Genomic DNA, 19788 nt, shown 5'->3' on the forward strand with positions numbered 1-19788 from the left:
CAGGGGCCGTCCCTTGTGGCGGCCCCTGCAAATGGATCAATTCCATCTTATTCGCGCTTCATGCTATAGCCTACATTGACAATCCCGGGAAGGATCTCCCGCTTCATGACATGCCGTACGGAGACATAGACGCTATCGTATGGCTGCAGCTGTAGATTACCGATATAGAAACGGTACTGATACTCACTGATACCCTTTCCACGCACCCGACCATTGTCATCGACGAGACGCAGCCTCAGGGTGTCACAATAAGAATCACTACCGCAGGCTACAAAGCGCGCTGCAAGAGGATGGATAAAGTTATGCTGCTTCACCTCCACCTTTTTATTATGGATGACCTTCTGCTCCACGACAAGGGTGAGATCGGTGAAAGGATATTCCTGATTGACACGCAGACCGAGATGAGAACTGTAATGTCCGGGCTCCTCTTGACGGGGAACGGCGAAGTTCAGCGTGTCATTTTTCTCCCACCCCGAAACGGCGACAGGCTCGTAATGGTCATAGACCTTATTTTTCAGACAGCTTGTCAGGAGCAGTGGCAGGAGCAGAAGTAACAGCAGACTGGTCTTTATTAACTTTCTCATTTCTTTTCCGATTATTATTCCTGGGCCCATTCTTCGGCTTTCCTCCATGCTGTTGAGTGCCCTTGGCGGCAGCATTTCTATTCTTACCTTTATTGTTACGGTTACGCTTCTTCCGTTTTCTTGGTTCTTCCTCAGTGTCGAAACGGGATACATCAGCATCGGCGAGAAGGTCGATAGGTTTCGGTGTTTCCTTCACCTTCCCGTCATTCTGCAGTGACAGGGGCTTCTCACCACGTTTGTTCATCTCAATGATTTCCCGGGCACGTTCGGCAGAGATCGTCTCGATATTGGCAGCGAGGTTCTTGTCGGTAGAATAGGTGATCATCCCCGTGAGGATATCACTCTTGAAATAGAAATAGTCACTGTCCTTCGTCTGCAACTGTACATCCTTCGGCGGCAGTTTCTTACTGGCCTCGATATAGTCGTCAACCTCGTAGTTCAGACAACATTTCAGTTTGGCGCACATACCCGCGAGCTTTTGGGGATTCAACGAGATATCCTGCACACGGGCAGCATTGGTGGAGACACTGGAGAAATTCTTCATCCAGGTGGCACAACAGAGCTCACGGCCGCAAGGACCCGTACCGCCGATACGACCGGCCTCCTGACGGGCACCGATCTGCTTCATCTCGATACGTACGTGGAAAGTGTCAGCGAGGACCTTAATAAGCTGACGGAAGTCGACACGCTCATCGGCAATATAATAGAAGATAGCCTTGTTGCCGTCACCCTGGTATTCCACGTCACCGATCTTCATCTGCAAGCCGAGGTTCTTGGCGATCTGGCGGCTCTGGATCATCGTGGCATGTTCACGGCTCTTGGCCTCCTGAAACTTCTCCATATCTACAGGTTTGGCGATGCGGTAGATACGGCGAATCTCATCGGCCGAACGGAGATTGGCCTTTTTAATCTGCAGCTTTACGAGCCGTCCCGTGAGGGTAACGACACCGATGTCATGGCCCGGGTTAGCCTCCACGGCGACGACATCACCCTTATGCAGATCAAGGTTGTTGACATTATGATAATATCCTTTCCGCGTGTTCTTGAACTGCACCTCCACAAGGTCCGTCGACTCCGCATTACCGGGGATATCGGCGAGCCAGTCGTAGGTATTCAGCTGGCGGTCCTGACGTCCGACGCCGGCGGCACAGAGGCCACGGTCACAGTCATGACACGATTCAAAATTCATATTGTTAAAATCCATATTTTGTTTAATCTACTATTTTCTAATCAGCAGCACGATCATGTTCAAGGCGAGATCGAAGAATACTACTTTCGCGTTGGCATTCTGTCCGATATCCCGCAGTGCCTTCTGCAGGAGCATGGAGATTTCGATGACATTAGCCTCATTGATGAAGCGTGCGAAATTGACGGAGAATTTCTCCTCCTCTTCCGTCATATAGACGAGATCGGGATTGCCGAAGTTATACATGAAGTTCTCCCTCACCATTCTCAGGAAATATTCGAGCAAGCGTTTCTGCTTCTCCCTTCCGTAGGTGGCAATGATATCGACCCATTTCTTCAAGTCGTGGATATTGCGCAGATAGGAGAGGCGCATGAGCATCTTGAACATATCGAGGAAGAGGACATTCTCGTTGCCGGCATTCAGCTCCTCGAGGGCTTTCAGCCAGTTGCCGTTGGCCACACGGGCGATGCGATGGGCGGCGGAGGCAGCAATGCCGCGTTTCTCCACGAGGGCTTTCTCGATATCCTCCGTATCAATACGTTTCATACGGAAGAGCTGCGTACGGCTGCGGATGGTCTCCAGAAGCTGTTCGGGATGTTCACTGACCATGAGGAAAAAGGTCTGCTCGGGCGGCTCCTCGAGGAGTTTGAGGATCTTGTTGGCAGCCTGGAGGTTCATACGCTCAGGGAGCCAGATAAGCGCAATCTTCACGCCACCCATACTAGCTTTCAGACTGAGCTTATGGGCGATAGCATCACTCTCCTCGGCGGTGATGATAGCCTGCTGGTTCTCGGCACCCATTGCCGTCATCCATTCCTCCATAGTGAAATAGAGGTCTTTGGCAATCATCTGGTGCCACTCCTTCGTGAAGTCATCACTCACGGGCTTATGATCACTGGGCCAACTGCTCTTCTTGATGGTAGGATAGGTGAAATGGAGATCGGGATGTTCCCATTTGGCAAGCATGGCATGGGCATTGCGCAGACGAGCCTCATCGGCGGCGATGTCACTGTTGCCGTCGGATAGAAGAAAGCGTGCGAAGGCCATGGCCAGCGCCATCTTCCCGCAGCCTTCCGGTCCCGTGATCAGAAGGGCATGAGGAATACGGTGCTCGTCGAGGAGTTGTCCAAGCCTGTCCTGTGCCTCCTGCTGACCTATGATCTCATCAAAATGCATGAATGGCCATCCCTCCCCTATTTTCCGTAAATCTCTTTCAGAATAGCCTGCACACTCTTCACGGCAGAGACGGTGAAGAAATGCACATGACAGAAGCCATGGGCCTTGAGGTCTTCCACCTGTCGCAGTGACCATTCGATACCGAGCTGACGGGCATCCTCATCGGTCTTCAGCGTCAACGCACGGTCCGTGAGTTCCTTCGGGAAATCACAGTGGAAGGTCTTCGGGACTACCGTCAGTTGACTGAGTTTGGCAAAAGGCTTCAAGGCGGGGACGATAGGAATGGTCACGCCCATCTTCCGCGCCTCATCGACAAACTGGTAAAACTTCTCATTGTCGTAGAAGAGCTGCGTGACGGCATACTCCGCGCCGAGGTCCTGCTTCTCCTTGAGATGGAGAATGTCCTGTTCGATATTCGGCGCCTCCTCATGCTTCTCGGGATAGCAGGCCACGCCATAGTCGAAATGCCGGCCGGGATGCTTGATTGGCGTACCATCGACGAAGAAGCCCTCGTTGAACCGGTTCACCTGTTTGATGAGGTCCGTGGTATGGGCATAACCGCCGGGCGTAGGCACGAACCGGCGGTCCTCAGCGGCCTTGTCCCCACGCAACAGCAAGAGATTGCTGATGCCGAGGAACTGCAGGTCGAGGAGTTCATATTCGATATCCTCCTTCGTAGCGCCGGCACAGATGAGATGTGGAATAACGGGTATTTGATAACGGTTCTGAATAGCGGCGGCGATGGCTACTGTACCGGGACGGCGGCGTACACGGCGACGCTCCAGCAGGCCGTTATCCAACTGGAGATAGACGCACTCACTATGATGAGTGGTGATATTGATAAATGTCGGCTGATAGTCCTTCAGTGAGTCGATGGTTCTGAAGAGGGACTCCGTGCCATTGCCTTTCAGCGGTGGGAGCACCTCGAAGGAGAATTTCAACTCATTACGGTTATCTTTGAGGAGTTCAGGAATATTCATTTCGCTATAACGCTTTTGGTTGCAAATTTAGCAATTTTTTGGCGAATAAACGAATAACACACCCGTTTTTCGCCGTAGGGACATGATTGATCATGTTCCGCACATCATCCTCATTATTTCATCAACAGCTTCAGGAGCTCTTCCTTCGTCATGCTGTGGCTGACATCCATGCCCTCGAGGAGAGAGTCGGCGAGATCCCGCTTACTCTTATGGAGACGCAGGATCTTCTCCTCAATGGTATGCTCACTGATGAGATGATAGACCGTCACGTTCTGGTTCTGGCCGATACGGTAAGCACGGTCTGTGGCCTGTTCCTCAATGGCAGGGTTCCACCAGGGATCGAGATGGATCACGTAGTTTGCTCCCGTGAGGTTCAGTCCCAAGCCGCCGGCCTTCAGGGAGATGAGGAAGAAGGGACATGCCCCCGACTGGAAGTCACTGACGAGCTTCTCACGTTTCTTCATCGGCGTGGAGCCGTCAAGGTAGAGATAGGGAATCTTTGCCTTGTCCATGGCCTTGCGGACCTCATCGAAGAAGGAGGTGAACTGACTGAAGACGAGGGCACGGTTGCCGCCATCTAGCAACTCCTCAGCAAGCTCAATAAACGTCTGTACCTTCGAACTCTCTTTCTTCCACCGCTTGTCGACGAGGGAACAGCTGCAGGCCATCTCACGGAGCTTCGTCAGTTCGGCGAGGACGGAGACATCAACCTTCGTGACGTTGTTCAGCGCCTTCTCCGTCTTCTGCCGCCGTGCCTCATAGAGCGCCATCTCCTCCGGCGACAGCGATACGGGCATGTAGATATCGTGCTTCTCGGGGAGCTCCTCCACGACCTCTGCCTTCGTACGGCGAAGGAGGAAGGGCGCGATGAGCTTGCGGAGCTGTGCCTGCTGCTCCTTGTCATGGTCTTCCTCGATGGGGATGATATATTTCTTCTTAAAGTTCTCCAGTGAGCCGAGCAGTCCGGGGTCAATGAACTGGAAGAGGTTCCAGAGTTCAGAGAGATGGTTCTGCAGCGGCGTTCCCGTGAGCATCACCTTCCGCTTGGCCTGGAGGCGCATGGCGGCCTTCGACATCTTCGTGTTCGCGTTCTTGATGGTATGGGCCTCATCGAGACAGACCACATTCCACTCCTTCGCCGTCAGCGACTCCTGTTCGATATTCAGCATGGCATAAGTACTCAGCACGACATCGCCGGCCTTCGCCCGCTCTATTGTCGCCTTGCGGTCGAGGCTGTCGTTGAGGATAGAGACGAGGAGCGTCGGCGCGAACTTCGCCAACTCATTGCGCCAGTTCGGCACCACAGAAGCCGGGGCAACGATGAGCGAAGGCCCCTCAGCCTGCTGCTCAAGGAGCAGCGTGATGGTCTGCACCGTCTTTCCCAAACCCATATCATCGGCGAGACAGACGCCTGCGCCCCAGTCGGTGAACTTCGACATCCATTCAAAGCCCTCCTGCTGATAGCCGCGGAGCTCGGCATTGAGCATCTTCGGCACACGGGGACGGCGGCGCTCACTGGTCTTGATACGCTTCTCGAGGTCCACGAGGGCCTGACAGGTATTCACCTGCAGCTCGTCGGAGTCGAGGACATCACCGAGAAGAGCCACGGCGGCGGGCGCCATCTGCAGATGGCTGCGGTTCTCCACGGCCACATTATCCACCTTACGAAGGAGTTTCTTCAACTTACCCGTGAGTTGGAGATATTCATGGTCATTGAGTTTGATATACTTTCCCTTGCTCTCCCGCATGAGGAGGAGGAGCTTCTGCAGGCTGATCACCTGCTGCTCGTCGATCTGCACGTCACCCTCCATCTCGAACCAGCCGTTCTTGCTCTTGATATTGATGGACACGCTGCCACCCTTTACAGGCGGGTGGACGGTGATCTTCGCGCCTTTCTTCCATTCTATCTCACAGACGGCGCCATTGTCCTTCGACCATTCAAGGAAGTCGAGGAAGTTCCTGACGGAGAAGCGGATGTTCGACAGTGTGTCCTTATCCTCGGGATCATCATCCGCTTCCCACACCTCCAGTTCCACGAGCTCGTCAGCGAAAGTCCGGAGGTTCTTCTTCTCCGCCTTGATATCCCGCTCGAGGACGACCTTCTTCCCGTCGAAATCCTCCACGGAGGATAGATTGCCCTGGCCCGGAGTGACCGTCATCGACGGCAGAGGATGGCAGACGACGGTCATGAGGAACGCGTCATCCTCCGTAGGAATCACCTGCAGCGACAGCAGGGCCCTGCCGACGACCTTGTCGAGATTCTCCATCTCCACCTTCATGTTCGTGCGCAGGCCGATCTGCGCACCGGCCTGTTCGATGAGTTGGGTGATGAGGGGCTCAGCTTTGGCGGGATAGGAATGTATCTTACTGAGGGCGTCAAAGATCTTACGCTCCTGGACCGTCGGGGTGATGATGGCATAGTCAGTATCGGTATTCTGGACAACGGTCGTCCCCGCTCCTTTCCAGTTGGCCGTGATCTTGAAGCCTCCCCGTTTCTCCTTGTCGATATTCAGATAGGCACGTTCCTCATGGATATTCACGGGCAACTCGTTATAGTTCTCATCCACAAAGAACACACGCTTGCAGCCGATAAGCAGCGGCAGCGCCTTCTCCAGTGAGATACGATAATTAAAGGGATCGATGGCATTGCGTAGTTTCGTGTCATACCCGTCGACATCGGGCACGCCCTCAAGGTTCACAAAGTCGCTGACCTGCAATTCCCTTCCCGAGGACCAGCGACCGTTCTTCATCCGTTTGCGGACGATGGGGCGCAGGGAGTCCCAACTGATGAGATACAGTAGTTTCTGACGCTGTTCAAGGGAATCATCGGCGGTATTGGCGTCAAGACTGGCGATGAGCTGCTCGAGGTTCGTACGCCACGGCTCTTTGATATCAAGACTGAGGAAGAGAGAGTCGCCGGGGAGCGCAGTCGTGATAGGGAGACCGGCGGCATGATAGGTCTCATCGCCCATAAGCTCATGACAGAGAAAGGCATGATCGGGCACCACCGATCCCCACCATTCAGGCTTGTGCTTCCCCGTGAGTTTCCCGATCTTGTTGAGGACCAGGGCGAGTAGCCAGTCTACGGGCTCCGGGTAACGGATGTCTCCCATTTCCTCGTCATTGTAAGCCTTAGCGGGGTAGATGATATCCTTATGAGTGACAAACAGACTGTTCAAGATCCTCAGAATCGTCGCCATCTGACGGTGGTGCTCACGCTCGAGGCGGGTCTGCAGCGTCTCGTTCTTATGCAGTGCCGCCGGAGTCCCCACGAGGATGTTACAGAGCGCGAAACAGTAGTTGGCAAGGTCATCATTGAAGAGTCCCTTTGAGAACCGATATGACGACGCCGCGCATTTGTTCTGCACCGTCATGGCCTTCGTGAAGAACTTATAGGCCGCGGCATAATTGCCACCGAGGAGCTGTTGGACAGCGGCGAGCACGAGGGTGTAAGGATTGAGATGGGCCTCCTTGAGATCGATGGACAGCTCACCGCAGGCAAAGAAATAATAATAGGCGAAACGCTCCTGCAGCGTATACTTATAAAGCTCCAGCTTACGCGCCGTGCCACCAATACCCATCGGATGCTCCACTTTATCCTGGACCTCTGACATCTGTTTCAACTTCTCCCAGGAAACCGCCGCCCTGCCGGACACGACCTCGTCAAGGACGGCATCAAAGAGGCGGGCGTGGAAACCGCTGCTCATCTTCGAAATGAAATATTGAAACTTCGGATGTTCAAGGACATCCACGAGGGTCTTGAAGAAGAAAGAAGCGGCATACGTCTTTTCGATGGCGGCGTCCATCTCCATCGCGTCACCCTGGAAGAATATCTCATAGAGCTTCGTGATCTGGGAGGCGGAGATTCCGTAGCGGCGAAGGCATCTCTTCACGCCCTGCGCCCATTCGGGATGGACGACATAGAGGTCGTAACTAGCCAGGGCCACATCATGTAGATTGACATTCTCAATACCGACCTGGAAATATTGGTTGTCGTAACAGCCTTTATTTTTAAGACTGTTCACGCATTGCGACACCTGCGAGGCCGTGAGAACCTCTTTACAGATCTTGGTGTAAATATGGTCCTGCGCATAGTCATTGACCATTGTCATCGCCGACAGCAGGTATCTCTCATCCGCCGTCAAATCCGTATATTTCACTTTCATTTTTCTTCTTGATATTTTGTCGCAAAGTTACAAAAAAAGAATAGAATAGCTATAAGACTAAAGGCAAATTTTCAAATTACATTTGCACAATGCATCTCAAAGAACCGCTCATGAGGAGTATTCATGCGCAAAAAAGTATCAGCAGAATAGGCGATTACCTCTTTTTTGATACCCCGAAACTGTTTGAGATTCGCAAATAATTCACCAGTCCAACTATCGTCCGCAAATAAGCCAAATATAGGTCAATTCAGTAACAAGCTGAATAACAGCAAGATATAAAATTACAAGAATAAAAGAAGAAAATATTCTGCATAAATACCCGCGTATTTATTCGTTTTAGTCTGTTTTTTCTAATATTTATGCAAGAAACAATGGTATTTACGGGTCAGAAACACGTCATTTACGAAAATATCTCTCGTAGATAATTTTCTCTGCTCGATGTTTACGAAATTATCTTAGTAAGAGAGAAGCGTCCGCCCGTCATATTGTCATGTCTGCTTGTCATTTAGCCACCTGGCTTTTCCAGAACCGAATTTTTTCCCGTAAGAAATTCCCTGTCAATATTCAGTCAGTGGGGACATAATTTATCATGATCCGCGCAACCTGAATTTGCAGGGCGCGACCCTTGAGGCCGTTTGTTCCTCCGTAAGGAGCGATGCCAAGAAATGTTAAAGAGAAATATTTTCCATCGGAAAATTTGTCAGTCTCGAGAATTGGCATTACCTTTGCAACGTTTTCCAATGGAAACTAAACGTAACACGCTGTAGGGACTTGATTGATCATGACCCTCCAAACTGACATTGCAATGAGAAAATGTTTCCTCACCCTGGCCGTCATCGCCATGAGCCTTGCGGCCTGCTCACAGACGGGACAGGGAGCGCACAGCGCCTCCCCGAAGGAGCAAACGAAAGAACAAGTAAAAAACAACAAACCAAAAGGAGAAAAAGCTATGGTAACAGAAATGACAACAGAGATGTTCAAGGAGAAGATTATGGACTACACCGCCAACCCGAAAGAATGGGTCTACAAGGGCGATCGTCCTGCCGTCATTGACTTCTACGCCACTTGGTGCGGCCCGTGCAAGGCGACTGCTCCCGTCGTGGCCGAGCTCGCCGACGAATTGGCCGGAAAGGTTGACTTCTATAAGGTCGACGTAGACCAACAGGAGGAGTTGGCTGCCGTCTTCGGCATCCGCAGTATCCCGAGCCTCCTCTTCATCCCGAAGGATGGTAAGCCGCAGATGCAGGTCGGCGCTATGGATAAGCAGATGCTCACCGAGGCTGTCAACAAGGTCTTGCTGAAGTAAAACATGGAGACACGCTGTATCTGTAAGATCCGCTCGGTATACCGGCAGATCATGAAGTTTGAAACTGATTTAGAAAAGGAGTATGGCCTCAACATCAATGAGGCCATGCTCCTTTGTCTGCTTACGGAGAAAGAGTCCCTGCTGGCCGGCGATATCGCCGATGAGCTGGACTTGACACGCTCGAACACGTCGAAGGTCATCGCGAATATGGAAAAGAAGAAATATATCCGCCGCCATACGTGTAAGAATGACTCCCGTTGTCAGCGCTTCTCCATCACGCCGGCAGGCCGGGAAGTGCTGGAGAAGATCCACGACCTGCCGCTGTGCGCAAATGATGTATTAGATTCTTGATCACATGCGGACGACCACGAACGCCTTCTTGGGGATTGTTACCTTGAGGACGCCATTCTGCGGCTCTACCGTCTGACGCTTCGGAACTACCGTATCAGGATGGTCGAGGGAATTTTCGGCCTTCGGATCAGCAGTGAGGACAGTCATGGTACCTTTAGCAATCTTACGGCCTTTCAGCTGCAGGGCAATCTCTTGCGGCTGGTCACTGCTGTTGCCGATCTTCACAATGACGGCTTTCAACGGTTTATCCCAGCAAGCGGAGGCATAGAGCCCATTCTGTCCCTCCACGGCCTTGCCATTTTCCGTGAGGCGCAGCACATTCGTTCCCTTGTTCGTACCATAGAGCATCTGCACATACCAGTTGGCGGAACGTACGCTGCGAAGGTTATCAAACCAGATAAGGTCGGGCTTCCACTGCCAGCCGTCGACATGGGCGAAGAGGGGCGCATAGGTGGCTTGATAGACAACATCGGCGTTACGCTCCAGCCCTGTCATAAAACAAGCCTCGGAGAGGGCCGCCTCCCAGTTGTTGCGCTCGCCGTCACCATGGGCGGCATACTCTCCAGCAAATACTTTCGGCCCCTTGCGGCTGTAGTTGTCATAGCGACCGGCATTGTCAAGGAACCACTGCGGTTTCATATAATAATGCTCATCGACGAGGTCGACACCGAGCTTGCGCATCTGCTGCCAACCATAGTCGAACTTGTCACCATCGGCGGAAGGACCGGAGGTGCCACAGATCTTGATATCTGGATATTTCGCACGGATCTGCTTGACAAACTCCTGTAGACGCTCGGGATAGAGCGGTCCCCACTGCTCATTGCCGATACCAATCTGATGGAGATTAAAGGGTTTCGGATGACCGAGATTAGCACGGATACGTCCCCATTTCGTATTCACGGAGCCATTGCAGAACTCGATGAGGTCGAGGGCATCGTCGACATACGGCTGGAGATCTTTCAGGGCAACATGGGCATTGGCATCTTTGTCGTCATTCTGGAACTGGCAGGCCAGACCGCAGGAGAGGACGGGCAGCGGTTCAGCGCCGATCTTCTCGGCCAGGAGGAAATACTCATAGAATCCGAGGCCATAGCTCTGATAGTAGTTGGGATACTCTCGGTGTGGGAAAGTATAGTTCCAGCGATTCTCATTGAGGGGTCTGTTCTCCGGAGCACCGATGGTATTCTTCCACTGGTAGCGCGTGGCAAGGTCGGTACCCTCCACGATACAGCCACCGGGGAAACGGAAGATGCCGGGATGGAGATCCTCGAGATCCTTCACGAGGTCAGCGCGCAGCCCATGCCAGTTGTCAGCGGGGAAGAGGCTGATATGGTCCATGTCGAGGGCTTCCGTGCCGGCTTGGAAGATGCGGAGGAGACCTTTTTCCACCGTCTTTGGCGCTGTCAGTGTGGCAGTATAGCGCTGCCATTTGTTATTTGTGACCGTCACGACCTGTTGGGTGAGGACGGAGTCATGCTCATCCACGAGTTCCACACGGATCTTCGCCTCCTTGCCGTTGAGGTTGTTCAGACGGGCATAGACGGAGAAGTCATACTTCATATTTTTCTTGAAGCCCATGCCGAAGAAGCCGCGGTTCTCCAGGCCGCTCGTCTTCTCCCGGTGACCACTGGGATAGACGGTGACATAATGGGGATTACGGCTGAAGGCCGGCTCATAGTCGTTGACGCTGACCTTCCCAAAGGTCTGCCAGCCCATGAGATGCTGCGGGAACTCAAAACTGCGGTTCTCCACCATCTCGGCATAGAGGCCGCCGTCGGCCCCGAAGTTGATATCCTCGAAAAAAATGCCATACATCGTCGGTTGAATGGGAGCGCCAACCTTGGCGGCATCAACCGTCAACGTGCGCTCTTGGGCCTCCAGGGGCCCCGCAGCCATCAATGCCGCACACAGGATTACAGAAAGAATTTTAGGTTTTCTCATTTTCTTGTTTTCGTTTGTTTCCGGGAACAAAATTACAATGAAACAAATAAAAGGGGGTGGATTTTTGACGATCATTTGGTGGACAATTATTTTTTTCGTACTTTTGCACACCGAGAACCAATACCTAAGAACAAATATAATGAGAGAAAGAGATAAGACTATTCTACTATTCATCCTGTTCATCCTGTCGACGATAACCGTCAGCAGTCAGATCCTCAATCCGAAATTCCGCCGCCTGACTTACAGTGACGGGCTCTCGGACAATAAGGTCAACTGCATCTACAAGAGCCGTGAGGGCTTCCTGTGGATCGGCACACCGCTGGGACTGAACCGCTACGACGGCTTCCGCATCCGCAGCTATTTCGCTCAGGCGAGCGACACCACGTCGCTCCCCGACAACACCATCACCTCTATCCAGGAGGACGGCGACGGGAAGTTGTGGCTTGAGACCCTCGCCGGCATCTGCATCTTCGATCCCTCCCACGAAACGACAGCACGCAGCACGAGCCTGTGGCTGCAGAGACACGGCATGCGCGGACAGGTCCTCAAGGCGCATGCCGACGACAGACATAACCTCTGGCTGGCACTCACCGACGGCTCCCTGTGGTATTATGACTTTGCTTCTAGTCGCCCCACCCTCATTCTCCGCCACTGCCCGGCACAAGGCCGACAGATCAGTGCCATCACGAGTATGGGCACGGAGGCGGTTATCAACTACGACGACGGCTTCATCATCGCCGTCGACCGTCAGCGCCGCCGTCTGCTATGGTCCTCCGATTTCATCACAAGGACACGGGGAGATGTCACATCCCAAGGCTACAGTACTTTCATCGATTCCTCCCACAACCTCTGGGTCACGGCCGGAGATACACCTTATTTATATCATACCACCACCCATCAGTGGCAAGTACTGCCTTATAACATGGTCCTCGCCTTCAATGAGGACCGGTCGGGAAATATCCTCATGGCTACAGACCATGACGGCCTGATCCGTCTGAACCGGCAGCACCAACAGGTAGCACAGCTGCTCAACAACCCCCTTGATCCCTTCTCTCTTCCCGACAACACGATCTCCTGTCTCTATGTCGACGACGAGGGCATCGTATGGACCGGCACGTACCGTATGGGCCTGGCTTATTATTACAGCGGACAGTATCTCTTCGACACCCTCCCCGTAGGCGATATCTGTTCCATCAGCGAGGATCACGGCGGACGCCTCTGGCTCGGCACGAACGACAAGGGTATCGTGGTCTACAACCCCGCTACGAAAGAACAACATACCATCGGCAAGGAAGAGAGCGGCCTCGGCTCCGACATCGTCGTTTCCACCCTCATCGCCCGTGACGGCAGTTTCTGGGCCGGCACCTTCCAGGGCGGCATGGCACGGCTGAAGGACGGACGGTGGAAAGTATGGCGGCAGGGCAGCAGCGGCCTGCGGTCAGATAATGTATGGGCGCTGAAAGAGCTCCCCGACGGCGCTATTGCCATCGGCACCCTCGGCGCTGGTCTGCAGATCCTTCATACCGACGGCTCCTTCACCACACTCGACACCCATAACAGCAAGCTCAGCAGTGACTATATCGCCTCGCTGGCCCTCGACCGCTTCGGCGGTCTCGTCATCGGCCACTCTCAGGCCTTCTCCGTCCTCACCCTCCGCGACCATAAGATCCATAACTATAGTCAGCGGACCTTGGAGAAGAGTCTCTCGGGCGCCGAGGTCCATCTCGCCTCGCCAAGCGTCAACCAGGTATACTGTGACAGCCGCGCGCTGCTATGGCTCGCCACAGCGGCAGGCTTGAACGTCTGTGACCGACGGAGCGGAAAAATTTATACCGTCAACCTTCAAGGGGTCCACAGCCATATCGATGTCTGTGCAGTCGGGGAGGACAATCATGGCACGATGTGGATCACCACCTCCGAAGGACTGAAGAGCATCCGCCTGAAAGAGGAAGACGGCGACTGGTCCTTCTTCGTCAACAGCTATGACGAGACCGACGGCCTGCAGACACGCATGTTCAATAAGCGGTCCATCCTCCGCACCCATGACGGAAAGATCCTCGCTGGTGGCATCGACGGCATCAATGTCATCGAGCCGCAACGGGTCCGCATGTCGCCGGAGCCCGTCCGCGTCATCTTCAGTGACCTCGCCTTCTTCGATCATGTCATCTGTGTCGGCGAGAAAGTCAACAAGCATGTCGTCCTCACGGAAGCCATCAACGACAGCCGGGAGGTGACGCTGAACCACGACGAGAACACGTTCACCATCCAACTCGCCGCCTCGTGCATCGGCCAACCCGTACACCCCCGTTTTCTCTACCGCATCAAGGAACTCGGCGACAAATGGTCAATGACCGCTGAGAGCATGCCCGCCATCTCCTTCACCGATCTCGACTACGGCCATTACACCTTGGAGGTACGGGCCCTCGATCATAACGGGAACCCGCAGCAGCAGACAGAGACCTTACACATCACGATCCGTCCGCCCTTCTATCTCTCCCTATGGGCCTGGCTCGTCTATCTGCTCCTCATTACGGCCGTCTGCTGGTATGGCTGGAGAGAGATGAACCGGCGACGCCGCGAACAGCTCGAGCGCATCAACCTGACGAAGGAAAAGGAACTCGAGGAAGCTAAACTGGTCTTCTTCACCAACCTCGGCCATGAGCTACGGACCCCGCTGACACTCATCCTCGCACCCATCTCCTCCCTGCTGAAAGAGGAGACGAAGCCCGAGGTCATCGAGAAACTGCGCCTCATGCACCGCAATGGCGTGCGACTGCTTAATCTCATCAATGAAATGCTCGATGTCCGCCGGCTGATGAACAACAAGGAGGTGTTCCGGCCTCACGAAGGGGATATCGTAGAGACCGTCGGCACCGTCTGCCGCAACTTCTCCGAGCTATCCGACAAGGCCATCACCCTCGCCTTCCACGCTTCGGCGACACATATCATGATGGACTACGACAGTGACAAGGTCGAAAAGATCGTCACCAATCTCCTCTCCAATGCCTATAAGTTCACGCCCGTCCCCGGCCGCATCGAGGTGAGCGTGAAGGCTGACACACCGGAACGGCAGCTCACCCTCGTCGTCAGTGATACGGGGCGCGGCGTCAGCGATGTCGACAAACAGCATATCTTCGAGCAGTTCTTCCAAAGTAAGGACAACGACCATGACGGCGGCAGCGGCGTCGGACTGAACCTCGTGGCTACCTATGTCAAGATGCACGGCGGGACCATCACCGTCAGTGACCGTGCGGGCGGCGGCGCCGTCTTCACCATCTCCCTGCCAATGACCCACAGTCATGTGGAAGGAGAAGCCTTTGTCACCGCAGGTGGCAACAGTGCCCACCAGACTGTGACCAAGAAGACAGCACATGCATTAAAACACCAAAAGGAAGATGTCTCCGAGGCACCCCACAGCGCCATCCTCCTCGTCGACGACAATGAGGACTTCCTGGAGTTCATGGCTGCCGAACTGAGTGAGAAATATGCCCTCTCCTTCGCCCATAACGGTAAGGAAGCGCTGGAGATGATTCGTGAGGAGCATCCCGACCTCGTGCTCACCGATGTTATGATGCCCGAGATGGATGGTAACGAGCTCTGTCAGCGACTGAAGGCTGACGAGCGCACGCGCAACATCCCCGTCGTCATGCTCACCGCCCGTCTATCGGAGGAGAACGAGATCGAGAGCCGTGAGTGTGGCGCCGACGACTATATCAAGAAACCGTTCAACATGGAACTGCTGCAACTGCATATTGACCGACTGCTACGACACGAACAGATCAATGACGAGGGGAAGCTCGACGTGAAGATCAGTCAGCCGAAGATTACCACCGTCGATGAGCAGTTTGCCAATGAGGCTACGGCATACGTGGAGCAACATCTCGACGATACGGAACTCTCCGTAGAGACCATGAGCCATGACCTCGGGATGAGTCGTGTGAAACTCTACCGTCGTATGGTCGCCGTGACAGGCAAGACGCCGTCGGAGTTCATCCGTCTCATCCGTCTGCGCCACGCCGAGCAGTTGCTCATGAAGAGTCAGCTGACCATCAGCGAGATCGCCTATCGTGTCGGCTTCTCCTCCCAGCGCTATTTCTCGAAGTGCTTCAAGGAACTCTACGGCTATATGCCGTCACAATACAAGAAAGAACACGAGTAGGGACTTGATTCATCATGTTCCGAGACACGTTAAAATAAAAAGACAGAGTAACAGATAAAACATATACTCCACAAGATATGTTAAATCTGTTGCTCTGTCTTTTCTTGATGTCGTGAAATTCTGCCTATTTCCACTTGATTATCTTTTTCCCTCTGCTGATCACAATGCCTCTGTAGTCGGCACCGACACGCTGGCCCTGCATATTATAAATAGGTGTCTGGATCTGTACCTGCGGTAATGTCGGCGCAATGATTGCTGTGGGTGTCATATAACGGTCATCATCATCGGCCGTCGTGATAGAGGTATAAGGATTGAAGGCAACATTGACACTGTCGCCCCATACATACTCGGCGAGATAAGGATAATCGACGAGGAGGTTACGGTTGCCCTCGATCTTTGCCACGGCATTGTTACGCGTCCGTTCGAGATCACTAACAAGATCTTGCTGCGACCAAGAGCGATAGAGATCAGTAGCCCACTGTTTCATCCCCGGATAGACATTACCTTTACTGTCCTTGCTGTTGCTCATCGTCTGCAGGCCCGTACTGCTGAACGTCAGATTGCTGTAGGCAATAGCCATATACATATAAGCGCGGGCGAAATCACCCTTATACTGGTCGCCGGGCTCCCAACAGGGTTTTGTGGCACCGTCAACCGTTCCTGTTCCAACCTTATCATAACCGGGATCCTCACTCTTCACGTTCGTCACGACAGCCATGGGATAGTTGGCCTTGGCACTGTTGCCGTCCTGATCGGAGGGATAGAGATTGTAGAGGTCCTTATAGGCGTTGTTCTTGTCACCGCCCCACCAGCTCTTCGGAAAACTGTGCTCAATATTCATGCCACTGATGGCCCTTCCCGTATGGCCGGAGAAATAGAACTTCTTGGAACTGTAGCGGTTGATGCACTCCTGGGTGACGGTGTCACGGTCGGTATACCAGAAGCCCCACCACGTGCCCTGCTCCGTGCTGCCGTAAGAGAGGACGGTCTTCGGGGCCAGGAGACTACGCATGGCCGTCTTCAACTCGGCACCCTTCAGACCCTTGAGGGAGAAGGCATACTGCATGAGTTGCTGACGCGTAATGGCCTCAGCAGGTATCGTGGCACCCATCAGGGCAGCCAGCGAGAGGTAAATGATTTTTCTGTACATATAAATGTGTTTGTTTGAGCCTACAAAGTTACAACAAAAAAACAAATAAAAGACAAAGTAACAGCTAAAAACATATACCGCACAGAATATGTAGATGCGGCCACGCACCCACATTGGGCGGAACATGATCAATCATGTCCCTGCAATTCCCTTTCTATCCAATTTTCCATTGAAAGTTCTTGGGATCCGCTCCACCTGTTCATAGAGATTCGGCACCTGCCAACGCTCAAGTCGGGCGGCGAGATGGCGGGCGATCTGCGGCTTCGTCAACTCACGGTCGGCGACATAAAGGAGCTTGAGCGTCTCACCGAAAATCGGTGAGGAGGCCTTCACGCACATACAGTCCGTGAGGCCCTCCAGACTCAGAGCGGCATTCTCCACATCCGTCGGTGCCACCTTATAACCTCCGATATTGATCGTGTCACCATTACGACCGATGAGCCGGAGGTTGCCGTCACCATCAATCTCTCCGATGTCCTGTGTCCACAGCGTGTCATCATGGAGGATGGCCGCCGTCGCTGCCGCGTCACCGACATATCCACTCATGAGGGTCGGACCCTGACAGGCTACCGTGCCCTCGGGTGTGATGAAGAGGCGGGAGTGGCGCATCGGACGGCCCAGGCAACCGGCGACGCAGGGGTTATGGTTGAAGTCGTAGGTCGTGATGATTCCCGTCTCTGTAGAGGCATAGGTATTGTAGAGCCGTGCCTGGGGAAGGATGGCACTGATGGCCTCGAGGTCGCTCTGTGGCATCGGTGCCGCCCCCGTCTCGATAAAGTCTATCGTCGGCGCGATGGCCTGCAGTTCACTGCTGCCGACCTGCAGAAGGAGGCGGATACTCGCGGGCACGAGGAAGGAGGCATAGCGCCGTTCGGACTTACCGCCGTCGATATTGAGAGTGAAAGCGTCGAAGAAAGCCTGGAGGTCACGCAGTCCCTCAAGGATCACGAGAGTGCCACCCTCATGGATCACGGGCCACAGTTTCGACAGACTGCCGATATGATTCATCGGTCCGCAGATGACGAAGATCGTGTCGCGCTTGAAACCCTGTGCGTCGATGAGGTTCTCGGCATCGGCGAGGAGGGCACGATGGGAGATCATCACGCCTTTCTGTCGACCCGTCGTCCCCGTAGTATAGAGGATGTCAGCGATACCGTCGGGCATCTTCTCGGGGAGAGCGGAGATGTCGGGCGCTGTCCCCGTTGCCGCCAGAGGGATGGCGACGGCTCCCGCCACGTGTATGGCGAGATAGGTCACGAGGAAGTGGATATCCTGCGTGTTCCGGAACGGATAGGCGTGATGGGGCTCATAGTCTGCTGCCGCCCGCTCCACGCGCTGCCACAGTTCCCCATAAGACAGTCGCTCACTGCCACATATCACCGCCGTCTTCTCCGGCATCGTCTCTGCATGTCGACGGAGGAATGATTCTAATATTTCCATGGCGATCAGTTCAGCTTTCCAGTCTGATATTCCTTTTTAAGAAGCTCGTAGACATAAGAAGGACTTTCAACATAAAGTCCTGTATTCTTGTCCTGTAAGAAGGAGAAGGTCTTGGAATTATAGACCACATTCAAAGCAGATGGTATATCCATATTGAAATCCTCCGTAAGAAACAGAGACATTTGGTCCACAATATGATTGATAAGAAATGTTGATTGCTGTTCTGTTGTCATTTTACCCTCCTAAGTAATGCTATTGCTTTTTCCGTTCCAAAATAATACTGTCTATTCAAATGTTTAAATTCCAACATTCTGGCTAATTCATCAATTGTCAGCGAGCCTTCATCATATCTTCCTAAGAGATAAGCTACTCCATCATTGGCAATAGGCCCATAGACAATGTCGAAATCATGTTGCTTACCTTTAAATTTCTTATTGCGATTCTTGAAAATAAAGGAAGCCCAATTACCATCAGGCTTATCAAAAGACAACACTTTTAGAAAACCATTACTCAAATACCGTTCATCAAATTCATATTCTTGAACTATCGATGAGCCACCAAAGATCAAGGCCTTCTTTTGGCCCATTTTCAAGGCTTGTGCGTAAATATCTGTCAAATAGAATCCTTGTCCAAAATCTTTCCAAGGATTTGATTTCGAGATATCTATTTTATCAAAGTCCACATTAGTTCCGTGATAGAGTCTCATGACAATTTTCCTCCATTCTTCATGCAAAGGGCAGACAGATCATCGACAGCATCATCTATGGATTGAAGATGTTCAATGTCATAATAGTCATTAAGGAACCTGATGCCCCTAAAGTTCCACAAATAATGAAACGCTGATTGTAGGTCAAGGCCAAAGCGCTTCGCAAAAGCCCTGATTACAGCATTCATATATGGTATCTTAAATTTATCATTCATCTTTCTTCCTTTCTTTTTTTGCCACAAAAATAATATTATTTTTTAGAACAAGCAAGGAATAGCTTGATAATTTTTCAAGACTAGTGTAGGGACATGATTTATCATGATCCGCTGTAGGGACATGATTTATCATGATCCGACATTGTGGCGGGCGGAACATCATGAATGATGTCCCTACAATGAGGGGGGGGTGAGGCTTCTACATTTTCGACTTCACCAACTCCACGAGGGCGTCGAGGTTCTTGAAGTTCTTCGGCGTGGCATCCTGGGCCTCGAGGTCGATGCCGTACTCCTTGGAGAGGGTCATGAGGATAGCCGTCACACCGAGACTGTCGAGTTCGGCAAAAAGGAAGTCACTGTCGAGGTCTACCAACGGCAGGAGATCCTGCAATAATGCTTTGATTCTTTCTTTCGTTATTTCCATATCG

14 protein-coding genes are annotated in these 19788 nt (G+C 52.8%); 3 read left to right on the forward strand and 11 right to left on the reverse strand.

From position 1 onward, the window contains the following. Positions 1–47: 47 nt before the first annotated feature. From G604_RS0104040 to G604_RS13455, 5 genes are all read right to left on the reverse strand, one after another. The gene (locus G604_RS0104040; RefSeq protein ID WP_036904568.1) at positions 48–584 is read right to left on the reverse strand and encodes a gliding motility lipoprotein GldH; all 537 of its coding nucleotides are present in this window, start codon (positions 582–584) and stop codon (positions 48–50) included. Continuing rightward, entirely contained in the window at positions 508–1788 is a 1281-nt protein-coding gene (locus G604_RS13450; RefSeq protein WP_051220200.1) for a regulatory iron-sulfur-containing complex subunit RicT, read from the reverse strand. The genes G604_RS0104040 and G604_RS13450 overlap by 77 nt, the downstream gene beginning before the upstream one ends. 15 nt (positions 1789–1803) lie before the next feature. Beyond that, positions 1804–2946 carry an ATP-binding protein gene (locus G604_RS0104050; RefSeq protein WP_028909443.1) on the reverse strand — a complete coding sequence of 381 codons (1143 nt, stop codon included), beginning with the start codon at positions 2944–2946 and terminating at the stop codon, positions 1804–1806. 17 nt (positions 2947–2963) lie between these two features. Then, complete coding sequence (locus G604_RS0104055) at positions 2964–3926, reverse strand: methylenetetrahydrofolate reductase (RefSeq protein ID WP_028909444.1); 963 nt, start codon at positions 3924–3926, stop codon at positions 2964–2966. 113 nt (positions 3927–4039) lie between these two features. After that, positions 4040–8092, reverse strand: a complete 4053-nt coding sequence (locus tag G604_RS13455) for a DEAD/DEAH box helicase (RefSeq protein ID WP_051220203.1) — start codon at positions 8090–8092, stop codon at positions 4040–4042. An 805-nt stretch (positions 8093–8897) separates the two neighbouring features. Between G604_RS13455 and trxA the strand changes: the two genes are divergently transcribed. Together trxA and G604_RS0104080 are read left to right on the forward strand one after the other, a co-directional pair. Continuing rightward, positions 8898–9398 (forward strand): thioredoxin, encoded by a 501-nt coding sequence (gene trxA, locus G604_RS0104075; protein ID WP_028909445.1) that lies wholly within the window; start codon positions 8898–8900, stop codon positions 9396–9398. Between the two features lie 3 nt (positions 9399–9401). Then, positions 9402–9749 (forward strand): MarR family winged helix-turn-helix transcriptional regulator, encoded by a 348-nt coding sequence (locus G604_RS0104080; protein WP_028909446.1) that lies wholly within the window; start codon positions 9402–9404, stop codon positions 9747–9749. On the opposite strand, the gene G604_RS0104085 is transcribed toward G604_RS0104080, so the two are convergent. Continuing rightward, positions 9750–11690, reverse strand: coding sequence for an alpha-L-arabinofuranosidase C-terminal domain-containing protein (locus G604_RS0104085; protein ID WP_028909447.1), 1941 nt, complete (start codon positions 11688–11690; stop codon positions 9750–9752). Between the two features lie 139 nt (positions 11691–11829). Here G604_RS0104085 and G604_RS0104090 point away from each other — a divergent pair, with 139 nt between their 5' ends. After that, positions 11830–15849, forward strand: a complete 4020-nt coding sequence (locus G604_RS0104090) for a two-component regulator propeller domain-containing protein (RefSeq protein WP_036904571.1) — start codon at positions 11830–11832, stop codon at positions 15847–15849. A 124-nt stretch (positions 15850–15973) separates the two neighbouring features. Here the strand turns inward: G604_RS0104090 and G604_RS13460 are convergent, their stop codons facing one another. The 5 genes from G604_RS13460 to G604_RS0104120 form a co-directional block, all read right to left on the reverse strand. Next, complete coding sequence (locus tag G604_RS13460; RefSeq protein WP_155941850.1) at positions 15974–16999, reverse strand: endonuclease I family protein; 1026 nt, start codon at positions 16997–16999, stop codon at positions 15974–15976. Positions 17000–17131: 132 nt separating this feature from the next. Continuing rightward, on the reverse strand, positions 17132–18439 hold the full coding sequence (locus G604_RS0104100) for a class I adenylate-forming enzyme family protein (protein ID WP_028909449.1): 1308 nt from the start codon (positions 18437–18439) through the stop codon (positions 17132–17134). Positions 18440–18668: 229 nt separating this feature from the next. After that, a complete protein-coding gene (locus G604_RS0104110; protein ID WP_028909451.1) occupies positions 18669–19145 on the reverse strand; it encodes a DUF3990 domain-containing protein in 477 nt (158 codons plus the stop codon). After that, on the reverse strand, positions 19142–19360 hold the full coding sequence (locus G604_RS0104115) for a DUF3791 domain-containing protein (RefSeq protein WP_028909452.1): 219 nt from the start codon (positions 19358–19360) through the stop codon (positions 19142–19144). Before G604_RS0104115 ends, G604_RS0104110 begins: the two co-directional genes overlap by 4 nt. Before the next feature lie 199 nt (positions 19361–19559). Then, complete coding sequence (locus G604_RS0104120; protein ID WP_028909453.1) at positions 19560–19784, reverse strand: acyl carrier protein; 225 nt, start codon at positions 19782–19784, stop codon at positions 19560–19562. Positions 19785–19788: the final 4 nt, after the last annotated feature.

Origin of the sequence: Prevotella sp. AGR2160, assembly GCF_000424185.1 — a bacterium.
In the GTDB taxonomy this organism is placed as follows: Bacteria; Bacteroidota; Bacteroidia; order Bacteroidales; family Bacteroidaceae; genus Prevotella.